This window comes from Nocardiopsis quinghaiensis, from assembly GCF_008638365.1.
In the GTDB taxonomy this organism is placed as follows: Bacteria; Actinomycetota; Actinomycetes; order Streptosporangiales; family Streptosporangiaceae; genus Nocardiopsis; species Nocardiopsis quinghaiensis.
Genome location: NZ_ML703340.1, coordinates 1 through 17,652, shown reverse-complemented (window position 1 = coordinate 17,652; position 17,652 = coordinate 1). Strand labels below are relative to the sequence as shown.

Genomic DNA, 17,652 nt, shown 5'->3' with positions numbered 1-17,652 from the left:
GACCGAGGACGCACAAACCCGCATTTGGTTGCGCGACCAATGGTCATAATTTGGCCCGCCTACGCAGAATTTTTTTCCTGACCGTATCGGGGCACATTTTTCGCGAATCGGGTTGGAAGTAGTCGAGGAGATCGCTAGTATCAGGCGGGCGTTGGCACACCACGGCAAGTGCGATCAGTTCCCGCTTCACAGCGAGCCCACTCCGGAAGATCGCGCCACCCCACATGGCGCCACACCCCCGACCCCGACGTGGTGACTCCTCGGAACGAACGAACGCAAAGGCGGCACAGGCTCCCAGTCGCCGCCGTGCTGTGGCCACCGCTTCCGCCCCTCGGCCTTACCACCCCGTGGGCGGACGATCCCATCCGGTTACCTCTAGAACACACCGGGACACGATTTGAGTATTTCCTCCCTCCCCCGCACCGTCGGGCGCACCGGCCTCGCCGCCTCCGCCGCCGCGTTCCTGGCCTTCGGCCTGGCCGCCGCACCCGCGGCCGCCGACCCGGAGACCCATGACGGCTCCGCCCGTGCCCAGTACGTCGGCAACGCCGAGAGCGGCGTCCAGGTCAAGATGGACGGCACGACCGTCGGAACGACCCTCTTCAATCTGAAGATCGAAGAGGACACCGTCCTGACGACATACTGCATCGACCTCAAGACCGGTATCCGCAGCAGTGCCTGGTACCGCGAGGACGACTGGGCCAACTACCCGGGCAAGGGCGACTTCGCCGAGCCCGCCAAGGTGCGCTGGATCCTCCAGAACAGCTACCCGGAGCTCAGCGCCGCGGATCTGGCCGCGGCCGCCGGGGTGGACAACCGCCGCTTCGGTGACAAGCAGGCCCTCGCCGCGACCCAGGCCGCGATCTGGCACTTCAGCAACGGCGCCGACCTGACCTCCAACAGCCCCGACGGGGTCAAGGACGTCTACGACTACCTCGTCGAGACGGCCGAGGACCTGGGACAGCCCGACCCCTCGCTGAGCATCACTCCGGGCGAGGCCTCCGGCAAGGCCGGGGAGACCGTCGGTGAGTTCCTCATCGAGACCAACAGCACCGACGTCCCGGTGCACCTGGAGGCCCCCGACGGGGTCACGCTGATCGACCTGGAGAGCAACGAGCCCGTCGAGACCGTCGACGGCGGCGACAAGGTCGGCTTCTCCGTCCCGGCCGACGCCGAGGCGGGCCAGGCCAAGTTCTCCCTGGAGAACAGCGTCACCGTCGAGACCGGCCGTCTGTTCAGGGGTGAGTCGGACAAGGCCGACACCCAGACGCTGATCACCGCCGAGGACGGCGAGGTCACCGTCTCCGCGTCCGCGTCCGCTTCCTGGGCCGAGGGCGAGGTCACCCCGCCGGAGTCCCCCGAGCCCAGCGAGCCGGAGGAGTCCCCGGAGCCGAGTGACGAGCCGAGCGAGTCCCCGGAGCCGAGTGACGAGCCGAGCGAGCCCAGCGAGAAGCCGTCCGCTCCCGCCGACGACCAGAACGAGCCCACCCTGCCGGTGACCGGTGGAGCGCTCGCCGGCCTGGTCGCCGCTGGTGTGGCAGCCCTGGGTGCCGGTGGCGGAGCCATCTACCTCAGCCGCAAGCGCAAGGCCGCCAACACCGGGGACCTGGAGGGCTAGACCCCTTCCGGCCGCCTCACAGCGGTAGTGCCTGAGGGCCCGTCCCGTGGAAGACCACGGGACGGGCCCTTCGCCGTGCAACCCACGCTCCGCGCCCGGGCCCCGCGAGGACACGCTCCCGGCGTGAGCGGGTGGCCCGCGCCGGGGGCCCGTTGGCTCCGACCGGTCCCTCCGTGGCCGACGCGATCGTCCTGGCGGGCGGTGGAGGGCAGCGGAACGAAAACGGTGCCCGCCGCCCCTCCCGGGGCGACGGGCACCGCGGTGCCGACGCGGGCCTGCCGCTCCTACCGGCCGACCGCGTAGGGGCTGCGGGCCAGCAGGGCGCCGTCGCGCTCGTCCAGCGCGCGCTCGACCGCGGCCGCGACCCGGTAGGTGCGGTCGTCGGCCAGGGGCGGGGCCATGACCTGGAAGCCCACGGGCAGGCCGTCCTCCGGGGCCAGGCCGCACGGCACCGACAGCGACGCGTTCCCGGCCAGGTTGGACGGGATCGTGCACAGGTCGGCCAGGTACATGGCCATCGGGTCCTCGGAGCGCTCCCCGATGGGGAAGGCCGTGGTCGGCGTGGTCGGCGAGACCAGCACGTCCACGTTCTCGAACGCGGCGTCGAAGTCGCGCTTGATCAGCGTGCGCACCTGCTGGGCGCTGCCGTAGTAGGCGTCGTAGTAGCCACTCGACAGGGCGTAGGTGCCCAGCATGATCCGGCGCTTGACCTCGGGGCCGAAGCCCTGGGCACGGGTCAGCGACATGACCTCCTCGGCACTGCGCGTGCCGTCGTCGCCCACCCGCAGGCCGTAGCGCATGGCGTCGAACCGGGCCAGGTTGGACGAGCACTCGCTGGGCGCGATGAGGTAGTACGCCGACAGGGCCGCGTCGAAGCTCGGGCAGGACAGCTCGACGACCTTCGCGCCGAGGGACTCCAGCAGCTCCAGGGTCTCGTGGAAGCGCTGGCGCACACCCGGCTGGAAGCCGTCGCCGTCCAGCTCCTTGACCACGCCCACGCGCAGGCCCTCGATGTCGCCCAGGCGGGCGGCGTCCACGACCGGCGGGACCGGGGCGTCGATGGAGGTGGAGTCGCGCGGGTCGTGCCCGGAGAAGGCCTCGTGCAGCAGTGCGGCGTCGAGCACGTTGCGCGCGAACGGGCCCGGCGTGTCCAGGGAGGAGGCGAAGGCGATCATCCCGAAGCGGGAGGCGCCGCCGTAGGTGGGCTTGGCGCCGACCAGGCCGCACACGGCGGCGGGCTGGCGGATGGAGCCGCCGGTGTCGGTGCCGGTGGCCAGGGGCGCCTCGAACGCGGCCACCGCCGCGGAGGAGCCGCCGGAGGAGCCGCCCGGGACGCGGTCGGTGTCCCAGGGGTTGCGGGTGACCTGGTAGGCGGAGTTCTCCGTGGAGGAGCCCATGGCGAACTCGTCCATGTTGGTCTTGCCCAGCAGGACCAGCCCGGCCTCGCGCAGGCGCGCGGTGACGGTGGCGTCGTAGGGCGGCTGCCAGCCCTCCAGGATCCTGGACGCGGCGGTGGTGGGCATGTCCTTGGTGGTGAACACGTCCTTGTGGGCGACCGGCACACCGGCGAGCAGGCCCAGTTCCTCACCGGCGGCGCGACGGGCGTCCACCGCGCGGGCCTGGTCCAGCGCGGTCTCGCGGCGCACGTGCAGGAAGGCGTTGATCTCGCCGTCCACGGCCTCGATCCGGTCCAGGTAGGCGGTGGTGGCCTCCTCCGAGGAGACCCTGCCCTCCTTGATGGCCTCGCCGAGCCGGGCGGCGGTCATGCTGATGACGTCGCTCACCTCTACCCCTCCTCCCCGAGGATCCGCGGGACCCGGAAGCGCTGGTCCTCCACCGCCGGGGCGCCGGCCATGGCCTGGTCGTGGGCGAGGCCGGGCCTGGCCTCGTCGGGACGGTAGACGTTGGTCAGCGGCAGGGCGTGCGAGCTGGGCGGGATGTCGCCCTGGGCGACCTCCTGCACCTTGGCCACGGCGGTGAGGATGTCACCGAGCTGGGCGGCGAGCGTGTCGAGCTCGCTCTCGTCGAGCGCCAGCCGCGACAACCGGGCGAGGTGTGCGACCTCATCGCGGGTGATGGCGGTCATGAATGCGAACCGTTTCTTCGGCGGAAGGACTATCGGCACCAATCCTATGGCTCCGAAGCCGGTCCCGGTGCCGGTCGGGAACGGGGTGGATCAGACGCGGGTGTCGGCCGCGGTGCCGCCGTCGCGGGCGGCGACCCAGCCGGCGACCTCCCGCGCGGCCAGCGGCGGCGCGAAGTAGCGGCCCTGGGCGGACTGGCAACCGGTGTCGCGGGCGGCGCGGACGAGCTCGGCGTTCTGGACGCCCTCGGCGGTGGCGCGCATGCCCAGCGCCTTGACCAGGGCGATGGCGGCGCGGACGACGGTGTGGCCGCCGCCGGACCGGTCGACCAGGCGCGCGGTGAAGGACTCGTGGATCTTGACCTCGTCCAGGGGCAGCCCGGCGAGCTGGGCGAGGGTGAAGTGGCCGGTGCCGAAGTCGTCCAGGGCCAGGCCGACGCCGAGGCCGCGGAACCGGTGGACGGCCTCGGTGGCGGCGTCGGGGTCGGTGATCAGGGCGTGTTCGCCGACCTCCAGGACGAGCTGGTGGGGTTCCACGCCGTGCTCGCGCAGGGCGGCGGCGACGGTGTCGGGCAGCTCGGGGTCGAGGAGCTCGCGCACGCCGAGGTTGACGGCGACGGGCAGCACCATGCCCTCGTCGCGCCACAGGGCGGCGTGGGTCAGGGTGATGTCCAGGACCTGGGCGGTGAAGGCGCGGCACAGGTTGGACTGCTCCACGACCGGCATGAACTCCTCGGGGGTGAGCAGGCCGCGGCTGGGGTGGCGCCAGCGGGCGAGGGCCTCCAGTCCGACGGGGTGCTCGTCGTCCAGGCTGACCTTGGGCTGGTAGTGCATCTCCAGGGCGCCCTCGGACAGGCCTCGGCGCAGTTCGCCGTACAGGCTCAGCCGTGCGGTGGAGTTGCGGTCCTTGCCGGGGTCGTAGGACTCCACGCCGGTGCGGTCGGCCTTGGCCACGTACATGGCCACGTCGGCGCGCTGCATGAGGAGCGCGAAGTCGGGTGCGTCGTGGGGGAAGAGCGCGATGCCGATGCTGGCCTGCAGGTCGAACTCCATGCCGTCCATGCGGACGGGTTCGGTGAGTGCGCCGTTGAGACGGGAGGCGACCTCGTGGGCGGCGGCGGTGTCGCGGATCTGGGGCAGCAGGACGGCGAACTCGTCGCCGCCGAGCCGGGCCACGAGGTCGCCGGGGCGGACGCTGTACGTGAGCCTGCGGGCGACGGTCTGCAGGAGGCGGTCGCCGATGGGGTGGCCCAGGGTGTCGTTGACCTCCTTGAACCGGTCCAGGTCGAGCAGGAGCAGGCCGACGACACCGCCGCCGCGCTGCCGGGCGTGGGCGATCTCCTGGCGGGCGCGGACCGTGAGGAGCTTGCGGTTGGCCAGCGCGGTGAGCTCGTCGTGGTTGGCCTGGTGGTCGCGTTTGACCGACAGCAGGGCACTTGTGTAGAGCGCGCCGAGGGGAAGGACGAACAGCGGGACGTAGAGCACCGAGTGGTTCATGGCCACGACCACGAGCGGGGCGAGGCTGAGCAGGACCACGTTGATGCGGGCCTGCTGTCCCAGCCCCCTGGACATGGTCTGCCGGAGGGAGATGCGCTCGTGCATGGCCACGGCGCACAGGACCAGCACGCGGTTGGTCACGAAGTAGGCGGCTCCGGCCAGGGCGACGGTGGCGAGCTCCCCCGCGGCGGAGAACCGGGCGCCCTGCACGAGCACGGGCACCAGGAGGCGCAGGACGGCGTCGGCGACGCCGAGGGAGAGCGTGTACTGGGCGGCGTTGAACGCGGCGCGGTGGGACGCGTGGCCGCGCGCGAACCCGGCGACGAGGGTGGCCACGACCTGGATGAGGGCGGCCACGGGCAACCCGTACTGGATGACGAGCGCGAAGGAGAAGGGCAGGGAGGTGGGCACTCCGTTACCGGGCGGCTGACCGGGGATGGAGACGGGCCGCAGCTCACCGAGGACGATCATGCACAGCAGCACCCAGATGAGCGGCTGGATGGCGAGCGTGCGCAGTTCGTCCACGGACAGGCCGAGGGCGGAGAGGGCGAGCAGTCCCGCCCCGGCGGCCGTGGTGCCCAGCATGTACAGCCACAGCGGCGTTCCGACCCGGGGGCCGATGTCCCTCGTGCTGATGGGATCCTTCATGCCTGGTCCTCGTGAGGGGGCCGCGGAACGGGGCCGCTGGCAGCACCGCCGCTCCTGATTGTTGGAGTGTCCGGAACCCGGTCACCCCTCATGACCGAATCCTGGTTTTGGATGCGCCCACATCCAGGCCTACTACGTCCACCTTACGCGGTTTCGTCACCAAGTGTCGCGCATCATGGACTATCAGTTAACCAGGACGAAGACTGTGTGGGATGAGGAAGTGCCGAAAAGGTACCCAGACCCGGCACGTCCGCGGACCCGGCGCGGCCAGGGTCCCACCATCCCGAGGGGAAGGGGATATTCGGTCACCTCCTCCGGTCGTGAGCATCCGTACCGGTCAGCTCCGCGCACCGGCCGAGGAGCCTTGCCGGCCCGCGGTCCCCGCACGCCCCGGAGGGGTTCCCGTCAGGACGCGGATCCCCCGGCCCGACAGCGGGCGGGAAGCGCCTGGCCCCGGGGCGCCGGCTCCGCCCCCACCGCACCTATCGCTCTTCGGGCCCCACCGGTTCCGGGTTCCGCCGGTTTCGATCCCGCCGGGTCCGGAACCGGCTCCCCTGCTCCGGATCCGGCGGGGTCGGTCCCCTCAGGCCCCGGCCCCTCAGGCCTCGGTCTCCTCGTTCCCGGCCCCGGCCTCCTCTTCGCCGGTCTCCTCGGGCTCGGGGTTGATCCGCCTGGCGGCGGCCGCGTCCGGGCCGGCCTCCAGCAGCACCCGGAAACCCTCCTCGTCCAGGACCGGAACCCCCAGCTTGACCGCCTTGTCGTACTTGGAGCCGGGACTGTCACCGACCACCACGAAACCGGTCTTCCTCGACACCGACGACGTGGCCCGGCCGCCGCGCTCGGCGATCGCCTCCTTGGCGCCGTCGCGGCTGAAACGCTCCAGGGAACCGGTCACCACGACGGTGACCCCCTCCAGGTGGCGCGGCCGGGAGCCGTCGTCCTCGTCCTCCATGCGCACCCCGGCCGCGGCCCACTTGCGCACGATCTCGGTGTGCCAGTCCACGGCGAACCACTCGCGGATCGAGGCGGCGATGGCCGGGCCGACACCGTCCACCGACGCCAGCTCCTCTTCGCCGGCCTCGCGGATGGCGTCCATGGAGCGGAAGTGGCGGGCCAGGTCCTCGGCCGCGCGCGGGCCCACGTGCCGGATGGACAGCGCCACCAGCACCCGCCACAGCGGTTTGGACTTGGCCTCCTCCAGCTGCTCGAACAGCTTCTCGACCGTCTTCTTGGGCTCGCCCTTCTTGTTGGCGAAGAAGGACACCACCTTGGGCTCACCGGTCTTGGGGTCGGTCTTGGGCTCGGTGGTGTCGGGGTCGAGCACGTGGGTGCGGATGGGCAGCAGCTTGTCGACGGTGAGGTCGAACAGGTCGCCCTCGTCGCGCAGCGGCGGCTCGGCGGGTTCCAGCGGCTGGGTGAGTGCGGTGGCGGCCACGTAGCCCAGCGCCTCGATGTCCAGGGCCTTGCGGCTGGCCACGAAGGACAGGCGCTCGCGCAGCTGGCCGGGGCAGGAGCGGGCGTTGGGACAGCGCAGGTCGACGTCGCCCTCCTTCTGCTCGCCGAGCCTGGTGCCGCACTCGGGGCAGAACTCGGGCATGGTGAAGGCGTGCTCGGTGCCGTCGCGGCGGTCGACCACCGGGGCGACGATCTCGGGGATGACGTCGCCCGCCTTGCGCAGCACGACGGTGTCGCCGATGAGCACGCCCTTGCGCTCGACCTCGCGTGCGTTGTGCAGGGTGGCGAACTCGACCTCGGACCCGGCCACGACCACCGGCTCCATGACGCCGTAGGGGGTGATGCGGCCGGTGCGGCCCACGCCCACCTTGATGTCGAGCAGGCGGGTGGTGACCTCCTCGGGCGGGTACTTGTAGGCGATCGCCCAGCGCGGGACGCGGCTGGTGGAGCCCAGGCGCCGCTGGAGGGCGAAGTCGTCGACCTTGATGACGATGCCGTCGATCTCGTAGGCGGGCTCGTGGCGGTGGGCCGCGTAGTGGGAGACGTACTCGCGGACCCCGTCCATGGTGCTGACGACCCTGTAGAGGTCGCTGATCGGCAGGCCCCACTCCCCCAGCAGGCGGTAGGCCTGCGACTGGCTGGTGAAGGCCACGTCCCCGCCGCCGTCCAGCGCCGGGGAGTACGCGCCGACGCCGTGCACGATCATCGACAGCGGCCGGGTCGCGGTGACGCGGGGGTCCTTCTGCCGCAGCGAACCGGCGGCGGCGTTGCGGGGGTTGGCGAAGGGGGCGTGCCCCGCGGCGGTGATGCCCTCGTTGAGCCTGCCGAAGTCCTCCACCGGCAGGAAGACCTCGCCGCGCACCTCCAGCAGCTCGGGTGCGGGGCGCACGCTCTCGTCCAGCCGCTCGGGGACGGCGTCGATGGTGCGCACGTTGAGCGTGATGTCCTCGCCGACCCGGCCGTCGCCGCGTGTGGCGGCGCGCACGAGGCGTCCCTTCTCGTACACCAGGTCCACGGCCAGGCCGTCGATCTTGAGCTCGCACAGGTAGCCGTTGACGGGCACCTCGGCGCTGGCGCGGTCGGCCCAGGCGTTGAGCTCGTCGACGTCGAAGGCGTTGCCCAGGCTCTCCATCCGCACCAGGTGCTCGACCGCGGCGAAGTCGACGCTGATGGGCGCGCCGACCTTCTGGGTGGGTGAGTCCTGGGTGACCAGGGCGGGACAGGACTCCTCGATGCCGCGCAACTCGCCCATGAGGGTGTCGTACTCGGCGTCGGAGACGACGGGGTTGCCCAGGTAGTACCGGTAGCTGTGGTCGTCCAGCTCCTGGCACAGCTCCGTGTGCCGTGCGCGTACCTCGTCGGGAATGTCGGTGGTGGTGTCGGGAGCGCTCACTCGCTACCTTTCTGCTCTCGTGCTCGCCTGCTGCGGTCGCGGACTCCCGGCGCCTATCCGCGGGGCTCGTCCCGCAGGACCCGTGCACCGTCGCGGGAGACGGCCAGTGCCACCCTCGCGTGCCCGGGCGAGGCGCCCGCGAGCCCGCACGTGGGTGTGGTGACCACCGCGCGGGAGAGCAGGTCAGGGGAGAATCCCAGCCGGTTCCACAACTCGCGAACAGGATCGACGATAGCGACGGGGTCGGACATTCGGGCGGCCTGCGCGGGGGTCCCGTCGTCGGTGGAGGGGACCACGCCGAGCAGGAGACCGACCCCCTCCTCCACGGCGGTGCCGACCATCTCGTCGTGGTCGCGTGTCAGGAGAAGGGCGTTGAGGCTGAGCACCGCCGCGCCGCTGCGCCGCAGGAGGTCCACGGGGACCCCGGGGGCGCAGCAGTGCGCGGCGGGGACGGCCCCCGTCTCGGCGATCGCGGAGAAGAGGACGCGCAGGGAGGCCTCGGCCCGGACCCGGTCGACCGCGGGCAGGCGGCCGTAGCCGCTGGCGGTGGGCAGGGAGCCGAGCAGGACCGCGGGCAGGGAGGGCTCGTCGACCTGGACGAGGAGCCGGGCGCCGGGGACCCTCTTGCGGACCTCGGCCAGGTGGGCGAGGACGCCCTCCAGGTGCGACTCGGCCAGGTCGCGGCAGGCACCGGGGTCGGAGAGCAGGCGTTGGCCGTTGCGCAACTCGATCGAGGCGGCCAGGGTCCACGGCCCGGCGACCTGCACCTTGAGGGTGCCGGTGAAGTCGTGGGCGTGCTCGGTGAGGGCGTCGAGGTCGTAGGACATGAGGCTGGCCGCGCGGCCGAGGTCGCGTCCCGGGGCGTCGACGACCCGCCATCCGCTGGGCTGGACCTCGATGGGGAACTCCGCCAGGAGGCCGCCGGTGCGGCCGACCATGTCGGCGCCGACACCGCGCCCGGGCAGTTCGGGCAGGTGCGGGAGGTCGGGGAGCTCACCGAGGACGGTGCGCATGGCCTCGTCGGGATCCTCACCGGGCCAGGACCCTACTCCGGTGGATGAGGCGTCGGGCCAGGGATAAGGCTTCTGTTGGCTCACATCGCCCAAGGTTAGGGCAACGCGGGACGGGTGGCGCGTCCGAAATCCCGCCCCCACCCGGATGGTCTTGCTCTTGGTGGCACTCCCGACCGCCGACGGTGCCGCTGGGAGCAAGATCAACGGGAGGAAGGACGCACCCGGCCCGTCAGTATCGGCCCGTGGGTGTGCTGCGAGGACCGATGGTGCCGTCCTCCGGGGAGCCGACGGCGTCCGCGGGGCCGGAGGGGTCGGTGGCGTCGACGGCGTCCGCGGGACCGGCGGCACCGGAGCGGCGGGCCCGCAGGACCAGCAGGGCCACGGCCGCCAAGGCGAGCACGCCCGCGCCGAGCGCCGTCCACGGCGAGTGCAGGAACAGGGACCACCAGGTGCCCACCAGGCCGCCGATGACCACACCCCACATACCCGCCCAGACCAGCGAGCCGACGAACATCGCGGCGAGGTAGCGCGGGAAGCGCATGCGCATGGCGCCCGCGGCCAGGTTGACGGCGGTCTGCACGCCGACGGTGAGAAAGCTCAGGGTGACCACGGGGGCGCCGTAGCGGTCGATGCGCCGGCGGGCGGCGTCCATCCTGGAGCCGAGCCTCTTGCCCATGCGGCTGCGGTTCACCCCGGCGCCCAGTCCGCGTCCGATCCAGTACGTGGCCTGGGCACGGCACAGGATCACGCCGAGAAGCGTGAAGTAGACGATCCAGAATGGCTGGCCGTCGAGAAATCCGAACTCCGGCATGGGCAGGCTCCCTTACCTCGCCCCGCAACTATGCTATGCCTTACCTAACTTCGGCAAGGGGTCGCGGGTTCCGGATCAGGGTGGCGGTCCCCACTCCGCCACCGCCACGGCCCCCGACCTCGCTCGGGCCGGGCGTACCGGGCGGCGCCGGGACCGGGAAGCCCTCAGGCAGGAGCCTTCACCCTGGACGTGCTGGAGATCGTGGCCGACCCCAGCACCGTGTCCCCCTCGTAGACCACCACGGCCTGGCCCGCGGCCACACCCGTGGCGGGCTCGGCCAGCCGAACCGTCAGTTCGGGGCCGTCGCCGCCCTCGCCCTGCCACACGGTGGCCGGGTAGACCTCTCCGTGGGCGCGCAGCTGCACGTGGCACTCGGTGGGCTCGGTCAGGGGCTCGGACCCGCTCCAGACCGGGCGCACCCCGGTGATGGAGTCCACCCGCAGCGAGGCGCGCGGCCCCACCGTGACGGTGTTGTCGACCGGCTCGATGGACAGCACGTACCGGGGATGGGGCGCTCCGCCCAGCCCCAGGCCCTTGCGCTGGCCGACGGTGAAGGTGTGCGCGCCGTTGTGCGCGCCCACCACGTTGCCGTCCTCGTCCCGGATCGGGCCGGGCCTCTCGCCGATGCGCCGGTTGAGGAAGCCCGCGGTGTCGCCGTCGGCGATGAAGCAGATGTCGTGGCTGTCGGGCTTGTCGGCCACCGACAGACCGCGACGCTCCGCCTCCGCGCGCACCTCCTCCTTGGTGCAGTCGCCCAGCGGGAAGACCGCGTGTTCCAACTGCTCGGCGGTGAGCACGCCCAGCACGTAGGACTGGTCCTTGGCCTCGTCCACGCTGCGCACCAGGCGGCCGTCGACCTTGCGGACGTGGTGCCCGGTGGCCACGGCGTCGAAGCCCAGGGCCACGGCCCTGTCCAGGACCGCCTCGAACTTGATCTTCTCGTTGCAGCGCAGGCACGGGTTGGGCGTGTTGCCCGCCTCGTACTCGGCGACGAAGTCCTGCACGACCTCGCGGTCGAACTCCTCCGACATGTCCCACACGTAGAAGGGGATGCCGATGACGTCGGCGGCCCGCCGGGCGTCGTGGGAGTCCTCCACGGTGCAGCAGCCGCGCGCGCCCGTGCGATAGGACTGTGGGTTCTTGGACAGCGCCAGGTGAACGCCGGTGACGTCGTGGCCCGCCTCGGCCACACGGGCCGCGGCGACCGCGGAATCGACCCCGCCGGACATGGCGGCCAGTACACGCAAAGTCATAGTGCGTCCAGCGTATGCGCCCGTCGGGGGTCGCTGCCACGCCGGGGCGCGGGGACCGGGTCACGCGCCGGGGGACTCACCCGGACCTCAATGGGCGAGGGTGGTCGTCCGGTTCTGCGAAAATCGGGGGCATGGCTCTGTTCCGTCGTCGCCGCTCCGCCGACTCCACCACGACCTTCACCGATTTCTGGGACGCCTGGCCCTCCTTGCGCGAGGCGCTCGCCAGCGCGGTCGAGTCGGACCAGCCCGTGCCCGCCGAGGTCTCCGAGCGGGTCACCGCTCTGGTCCGCGCGGTCCATCCCGACATGGACTGGGAGGTGGGCCCCGCACCGAAACCGGGTGGCGGCGGCCTGGAGGACCTCGACCTGTCGGCGGACGTCGACCCCGACAAGCTCCTGGAGCAGCTGGCGGCGCTGGACGACCCCTCCCGGTTCGACAGCCCCTCCTACGCCCTGGCCCTGCGCCCGGGGGGCTCGGACGAGGCACGCGTCCAGTCCGAGCGCTGGGCCCGCTCCGCCCCCGAGGACGACCAGTGGCTGTTCCAGCCGGTGCGTCCCGCCGACCACGACCGGCTGACCTCCACCGTCCGCTGGGACGACCACGAGCTCGACCTGTCGCACGTGTCGGTGTCCATGCGGGTCGACCACGCCACCGGCAAGGTCGAGGTGGGCGTGTACCACCCCGACAACATGTTCCTGTCCGAGCAGACGCGCGAGCGCCTGGCCGAGCACGTCGCCCTGCTGGCGCTGGGCGAGGACGACATGGTCAGGTGGATCGGGAAGACGCTGCCGTTGGACGAGCGGCCGCTGGACCCGCTTCCGCCCACCTCGATGCCCGCCGTGGTGCGGCAGATGGGCGACATGCTCGGCGGTTCCGGCGGGTGGGTGACCCTGCACGGCCGCATCCCGCTGCAGGGCGCGGTGGAGATCCTGCTGCGCCATCCGCTGACCCGGCGCGACTTCCCGGCGTTCACCCTGTTCGTGCAGGTGGTCGTGCCGTACACGCACATGGACGAGGACAAGCTGCCCACCGACGCCTCCGCCTCGGCCCTGGACGACCTGGAGGCCCGGGTCACCAGCGTGCTGGGGGACAACGGCGCGCTGTTCATCCGCCAGACCGTGGGCGGCAGGCGCGACTACCGCTACTACCTGGACCCGGAGTCGGGTGTGCTGCCCGAGTTCGAGGCCGTACTGACGGACTGGGCGGAGGGGGAGGTCAAGCTGCGCAGCCAGATGGACCCCTCCTGGTCGCAGTTCAACGCCGCCCGCAGGCCGTTCCGCCGTCAGCTGGGCGAGTAGGGGGTCCTCGTCCGGGCATGGGGAGCCCTCCTCGGGGCAGGGGTATCACGGGACCGAAACTCCCCTCCGGCCAAGGAGGCCGGCGGGGGATCCGTGTCCCGGGACCTCTCGGGGCGGGAAGGCGGGGGTGATCCGGTGGAGAACCGGAACACCAGCCGTTGACCCGTCGCCGGCCCCGGGAGTGGGAGGGTCAAGGTGAGTCCCCTTCCGTGCATCTGGCCCCCAAGTCCCCACAGGCGTAACGTGTCATTCCCACCAGGAGGATGATTCGGTCTGATGGACGGCGTGCTGCCACGAGCACCCACGGGCCGGCCCCGGGTCGCCGCGGTCGGCGCGATCCTCACCCTGTGCCTGGCGGGTGCTCCGCTGATGTCCCTGTTCCCCGTCGGCGTGTGGGACACCGCCAGAGCGTTGACGATGAGCGGTGCGGGCCAGGGGACCCTGCTGCTCGCGCCGGTGGTCGTCGGGGTCGTCCTGCTGATGTTCTGGATCGGCCACCAGTGGCTGGAGAGGTCCGGGGTGAACCACCCCGCCGCCTCGGCCGCGCTGGTGACGGCCACCGCCATGGCCACGCCCGTGGTCGTCATGTTCCTGGCGCCGGAGTTCATGCCGCTGCCCGGGGGGACGACCGTCAACACCGCGTTCCTGACCGGGGCTATCACCACGTCGGGCATGGGTGCGTCGATGCTGTCCCAGCGGTCACCGGACCGCTGGCAGCCGGGGGTGCTGCCCGCCCTGGTGGTGGTCGCCGCGCTGCTCACGGCGCTGCCCGGCCTGTCCGAACTGGTACGCGCGCACGCCGCCGACGAGCGCTCACGCGCGCAGATCATGTCGTTCGACCAGACGATCGCGGTGCTGGACCATCCGGACTGGTCGCTCGCACAGGTGCACGAGGTGTACAAGGGGCTGCGCCTGACCTACCGCGACGCCGAGGGGACACCGCTCCACGTGCTGACCTGGGACGGGGAGCACTCGACGGAGGCGGGTATCCACTCCGGGTGCGGCTTCCCTGGAACGTGGTGCCGCGACCTGGGGAGGGTGGTGGTCGTGCACCACTCCGAGGGGCACCCGAGCGAACTGAGGACGCACCTGAACGACGGCACGGTGGCGAGCCTGCTCCCGCAGCCGGGCACGTCCGCCGACCTGGTCGGCACCGCCCGGGCCCTGCGCCCCGAACAGCCCGGTGAGCGCACCGCCCTGGTGGAGTCCGTCACGACGTAGGCGTCCCGGACCGCACTGTTGTCTATGAGTAACTGTTGTCTCGTGTGACCGGTTCCGGCCACGGCGGCCCACGGGGACGAGGAACCGCGCCCGCCCCAGGGCACGGTTCCCTCCCCGGAAAGCGCCTGCTCACAGGTTTCGGCACAGCCGGGTTACCGATGTGCCCGGATCCAAACTTCCCAGAAGTCCCTCTCATCTGAGGTCACATCCTTCACCCTGCACTCATGGTGATCTTGCCGTCGCGGATCGTAGCGTGACCGTGCCTGAGTCACCCAGGAGGCGACCTCGCCAGGACCGAGGCCGCCGTGTCCGGGTGGACCCGAGTACGCCCCGATCATGGAAGCGATCCCCTCGTGAGAAGGCACATCCCCTTGTCAGCGGCGACCTGCACGGCCGCGTCCGCCCTCGTCCTGGGGCTGCTGTACGCGCCCCCGGCCCTGGCCGACGCCGACCCCCACTCACCCGCCGACCGCACCGTTCCCGCCCCTGACACCTGGGAGCCGGGCCAGGCCGAGACCGAACCGGCGGGCGGCGAGCCGCCCGAGGTGCCCTGGACCCCACCCGGAGCCGGAGGTGAAGCCGTCCCCGAAGCCCAGGACCACGCCGAGGACCCCGAAGCCCTGATGCTCAGCTGTGGTCACGGCGATGACCGCGGCATCCAGTCCTGGTACCCGCTGGAGCGCCACCAGATCAGCGACCGCATGGAGTTGGCGGTCAACACCCACAACGGCAACCTGGTCGTGCGCCACCGCGACCTGACCGTGGCCGGAACGGGGCTGGACCTTTCGGTGTCCAGCTTCTACAACTCCGAATCTCTCTACGGAGGCTGGAGCCTGTCCCACGGCCAGGACGTGGGCTTGCGCATCTACAGCAACGGCATCCTCTTCCAAGGCCCTTCCGGCTACTGCGAGGAGTTCGACATCGAAGAGGACGGCTCCTTCACACCACCCCCGGGCCTGAACGCCGAGCTGGATGAGCTGTCCAACGGCCACTACGCGCTGCCCTTCCACCGCGGCGAGTACGCCGACCAGGTGTGGACCTTCACCGCCGACGGGCGGCTGTACTCCCAGGCCGACCGCAACGGCCAAACCCATCGGATGAACTACGACACCAACGGAGACCTGGTCGCGATCGTGGACACCCAGAACCGGGTCACCACCTTCGACTGGGGAGACTGGGGAGAGGGGCCGAACGCCACCGTCACCGGCCCCACCGGGGAGACGGCCACCTCCCACACCTGGAACGAGAACGGCACCTCCACGCTGACCGATCGCGCGGGCCAGGACATCGAGTTCGGCTACCACGAGAGCGAGAACGGCCCCGGCGGCAGACTGCTGACCTCGATCACCGATGCCACCGGTGCGGTGTGGGAACTCACCTACAACGACGACGGCGACGTGGCCAGCCTGACGGTGCCCGACGGCACCGAGGACGGAGCCACCACCTCCTACTCCTACGGCGAGGGCCAGACCACGGTCACCGACCCCGAAGGCGGGGAGTCCACCTTCACCAACGACGAGAACAACCGCCGCACGTCCACCACCCACCCGAACGGGGCGAGCGAGGAGCGCACCTACGACGACTCGGGCCGGTTGACCGGTACCACCACCACCGGGGCGGCCGGCCAGAGTCTGGTGGAGGCCTCCTACTCCTATGACAACGACGGGTCCGACAGCGACCAGTTGCAGTCGCGCACCGTCAACGGTGATACGGAGACCTTCGCGTACGACGGTCTGGACCGCCTCACCAGCGACGGCACCACCGACTACACCTACGACGACGTCGGCAACCTGCTGAGCGCAGGGGAGGAGGAGTTCTCCTACAACGACGCCGACCAGGTCACCACCGCCCGCGGGGCCGAGGTGGGCCACGACGCGGCCGGGAACATGACCTCCCGGGGTGAGTACGTCTATGAGTACTCGGTGACCAACCAGACACTGCGCTCCGATGACGGTGACGGCGAGCTGGCCATGTGGTTGAGCTATGACACCACCGACCAGACCCAGATGCGCGGTGTCACCGACGTGCACGAGGGCGACCGGATCGAACGGCAGCTGTCCAACACCGCCCTGGGCGTCACCAACATCGCCTCCGAGGGCGAGCGCACCAGCTTCGTGCGCGACCCCGAGGGCCGCTTGGTGTCGATGGTGGCCTGGGACGGCAACGAGCGCTTCCACTACACCACCGACCACCAGAACACCGTGCTCGCCCTGACCGCCGAAGGCTCCGAGGCCGAGGAGCCGGACGTGGTCTACGACTACAGCCCCTACGGCGAGCGGACCTCTGAGAGCCTGGAAGGGACCGCAGCGGCTGGGCTGAGCCCGTTCGGGTACACCGGCGCCTACCAGTTCCAGGACGGAACGGTGCACCTGAACCACCGGTTCCACGACACCACCACCCCCAACTTCACCCAGCCGGCACCCTCCCGGCAGGAACTCAACAACTACGCCTACGCCCAGCGCGACCCCATCAACAACACCAATCCCAGCGGACTGGAAACCTACACTGAATGCATCAATAAGTCCGTCGTTAACACAATGATTACGGGCACTGTCGCCGGGGGCGCGGGTGGCGCTACGGCAGGCGACCTTGGAGCCGTTCCCGGTGCAACTATCGGCGCCGCCGGAGGCCTCTTCGGTGGCGTTGCCGCAGACTACATCACATGAGGAATATTGCCACATTTCTTTCTTGACGAAAATATGACCAGACTGCTCATGTATGCTTCCTGCCTGATATTTATGCCCCTTGGCCTCCATGCAGCCCCAAAAAGAAGAAAGGAGAAGCCGGAATAGAACTCTCGTTTCTTTTCTGGGGAGTGGGAGTTTTGGCTGCACTTTCTATCGTTCTGCATTTCCTTGTGAACTGACTCTGTCCATGTTCACGTACGCCTACCAGTTCCGGGGCGGAGCGGTGCATCTCGACCACCGGTTCCACGACACCACCGCCTCTCCCCTCATCCTCAAGGAAAGCACCATGACCGGCCAGCCACTGACCGTCGGAGATCTGCGCCGGGCTCTGGACGAACTGCCCGACGACATGCCCGTGCGCGCCCTCATCACCGCACCCGGCGCCGACTACGCCGAGCTGCACGTGCTCGCCACGGCCAGGACCGACCAGATGACCGTCACGTGGTGTTCGGGACTGGTCTACGAGGGACGCCCCTACCTGCGCCTGAACCTGCGCCCCCAGGAGGGCGCCGAGTGCCACACCCTGACCGGGCCCGCCACCACCTAGGTGTACTGACCATGGAGGTTGGTAACACCCACCCCGGCTGACACAAGCGAAGAGGGCCTTCGGTATCGGTGTGGATTGCGACATCTACCCGACGCACCAGAAGGCCCTCGATGCCCCACACTACCCAC

Annotated in this window: 12 protein-coding genes; 5 read left to right on the top strand and 7 right to left on the bottom strand. The window is 70.7% G+C overall.

Annotation, left to right across the window (positions count from 1 at the left end; translation table 11 throughout):
• The first annotated feature begins 397 nt into the window (after window positions 1-397).
• On the top strand, window positions 398-1,618 hold the full coding sequence (locus FYX01_RS03245) for a thioester domain-containing protein (RefSeq protein WP_150237364.1): 1,221 nt from the start codon (window positions 398-400) through the stop codon (window positions 1,616-1,618).
• Window positions 1,619-1,902: 284 nt separating this feature from the next.
• Here the strand turns inward: FYX01_RS03245 and gatA are convergent, their stop codons facing one another.
• The 7 genes from gatA to mnmA form a co-directional block, all read right to left on the bottom strand.
• Window positions 1,903-3,402, bottom strand: coding sequence for an Asp-tRNA(Asn)/Glu-tRNA(Gln) amidotransferase subunit GatA (gene gatA, locus FYX01_RS03240; protein ID WP_150237362.1), 1,500 nt, complete (start codon window positions 3,400-3,402; stop codon window positions 1,903-1,905).
• A gap of 2 nt (window positions 3,403-3,404) precedes the next feature.
• The gene (gatC, locus tag FYX01_RS03235; RefSeq protein WP_150237360.1) at window positions 3,405-3,704 is read right to left on the bottom strand and encodes an Asp-tRNA(Asn)/Glu-tRNA(Gln) amidotransferase subunit GatC; all 300 of its coding nucleotides are present in this window, start codon (window positions 3,702-3,704) and stop codon (window positions 3,405-3,407) included.
• Window positions 3,705-3,794: 90 nt separating this feature from the next.
• Window positions 3,795-5,846, bottom strand: coding sequence for a putative bifunctional diguanylate cyclase/phosphodiesterase (locus FYX01_RS03230; protein WP_150237358.1), 2,052 nt, complete (start codon window positions 5,844-5,846; stop codon window positions 3,795-3,797).
• Between the two features lie 598 nt (window positions 5,847-6,444).
• Window positions 6,445-8,694, bottom strand: coding sequence for an NAD-dependent DNA ligase LigA (gene ligA, locus FYX01_RS03225; protein WP_150237356.1), 2,250 nt, complete (start codon window positions 8,692-8,694; stop codon window positions 6,445-6,447).
• Between the two features lie 53 nt (window positions 8,695-8,747).
• Complete coding sequence (locus tag FYX01_RS03220) at window positions 8,748-9,791, bottom strand: methionine synthase (protein WP_150237354.1); 1,044 nt, start codon at window positions 9,789-9,791, stop codon at window positions 8,748-8,750.
• A 145-nt stretch (window positions 9,792-9,936) separates the two neighbouring features.
• A complete protein-coding gene (locus tag FYX01_RS03215) occupies window positions 9,937-10,518 on the bottom strand; it encodes a DedA family protein (protein ID WP_150237352.1) in 582 nt (193 codons plus the stop codon).
• Between the two features lie 164 nt (window positions 10,519-10,682).
• Window positions 10,683-11,771, bottom strand: a complete 1,089-nt coding sequence (gene mnmA / locus FYX01_RS03210; protein ID WP_223830290.1) for a tRNA 2-thiouridine(34) synthase MnmA — start codon at window positions 11,769-11,771, stop codon at window positions 10,683-10,685.
• Window positions 11,772-11,902: 131 nt separating this feature from the next.
• Here mnmA and FYX01_RS03205 point away from each other — a divergent pair, with 131 nt between their 5' ends.
• The 4 genes from FYX01_RS03205 (at window position 11,903) to FYX01_RS03190 (ending at window position 17,524) form a co-directional block, all read left to right on the top strand.
• On the top strand, window positions 11,903-13,069 hold the full coding sequence (locus FYX01_RS03205) for a DUF695 domain-containing protein (RefSeq protein ID WP_150237350.1): 1,167 nt from the start codon (window positions 11,903-11,905) through the stop codon (window positions 13,067-13,069).
• Window positions 13,070-13,345: 276 nt separating this feature from the next.
• Window positions 13,346-14,290 (top strand): hypothetical protein, encoded by a 945-nt coding sequence (locus FYX01_RS03200; RefSeq protein ID WP_223830289.1) that lies wholly within the window; start codon window positions 13,346-13,348, stop codon window positions 14,288-14,290.
• Window positions 14,291-14,661: 371 nt separating this feature from the next.
• A complete protein-coding gene (locus FYX01_RS03195; RefSeq protein ID WP_223830288.1) occupies window positions 14,662-16,956 on the top strand; it encodes an RHS repeat-associated core domain-containing protein in 2,295 nt (764 codons plus the stop codon).
• 208 nt (window positions 16,957-17,164) lie between these two features.
• Window positions 17,165-17,524 carry a hypothetical protein gene (locus tag FYX01_RS03190; protein WP_150237346.1) on the top strand — a complete coding sequence of 120 codons (360 nt, stop codon included), beginning with the start codon at window positions 17,165-17,167 and terminating at the stop codon, window positions 17,522-17,524.
• Window positions 17,525-17,652 lie beyond the last annotated feature (128 nt).

Bases quoted from the DNA above. Each gene is read 5' to 3' on its own strand.
- mnmA (WP_223830290.1), bottom strand. From the start codon at position 11,771: ATGACTTTGCGTGTACTGGCCGCCATGTCCGGCGGGGTCGATTCCGCG.
- gatC (WP_150237360.1), bottom strand. From the start codon at position 3,704: ATGACCGCCATCACCCGCGATGAGGTCGCACACCTCGCCCGGTTGTCG.
- FYX01_RS03200 (WP_223830289.1), top strand. From the start codon at position 13,346: ATGGACGGCGTGCTGCCACGAGCACCCACGGGCCGGCCCCGGGTCGCC.
- FYX01_RS03230 (WP_150237358.1), bottom strand. From the start codon at position 5,846: ATGAAGGATCCCATCAGCACGAGGGACATCGGCCCCCGGGTCGGAACG.
- FYX01_RS03215 (WP_150237352.1), bottom strand. From the start codon at position 10,518: ATGCCGGAGTTCGGATTTCTCGACGGCCAGCCATTCTGGATCGTCTAC.
- FYX01_RS03205 (WP_150237350.1), top strand. From the start codon at position 11,903: ATGGCTCTGTTCCGTCGTCGCCGCTCCGCCGACTCCACCACGACCTTC.
- FYX01_RS03190 (WP_150237346.1), top strand. From the start codon at position 17,165: ATGTTCACGTACGCCTACCAGTTCCGGGGCGGAGCGGTGCATCTCGAC.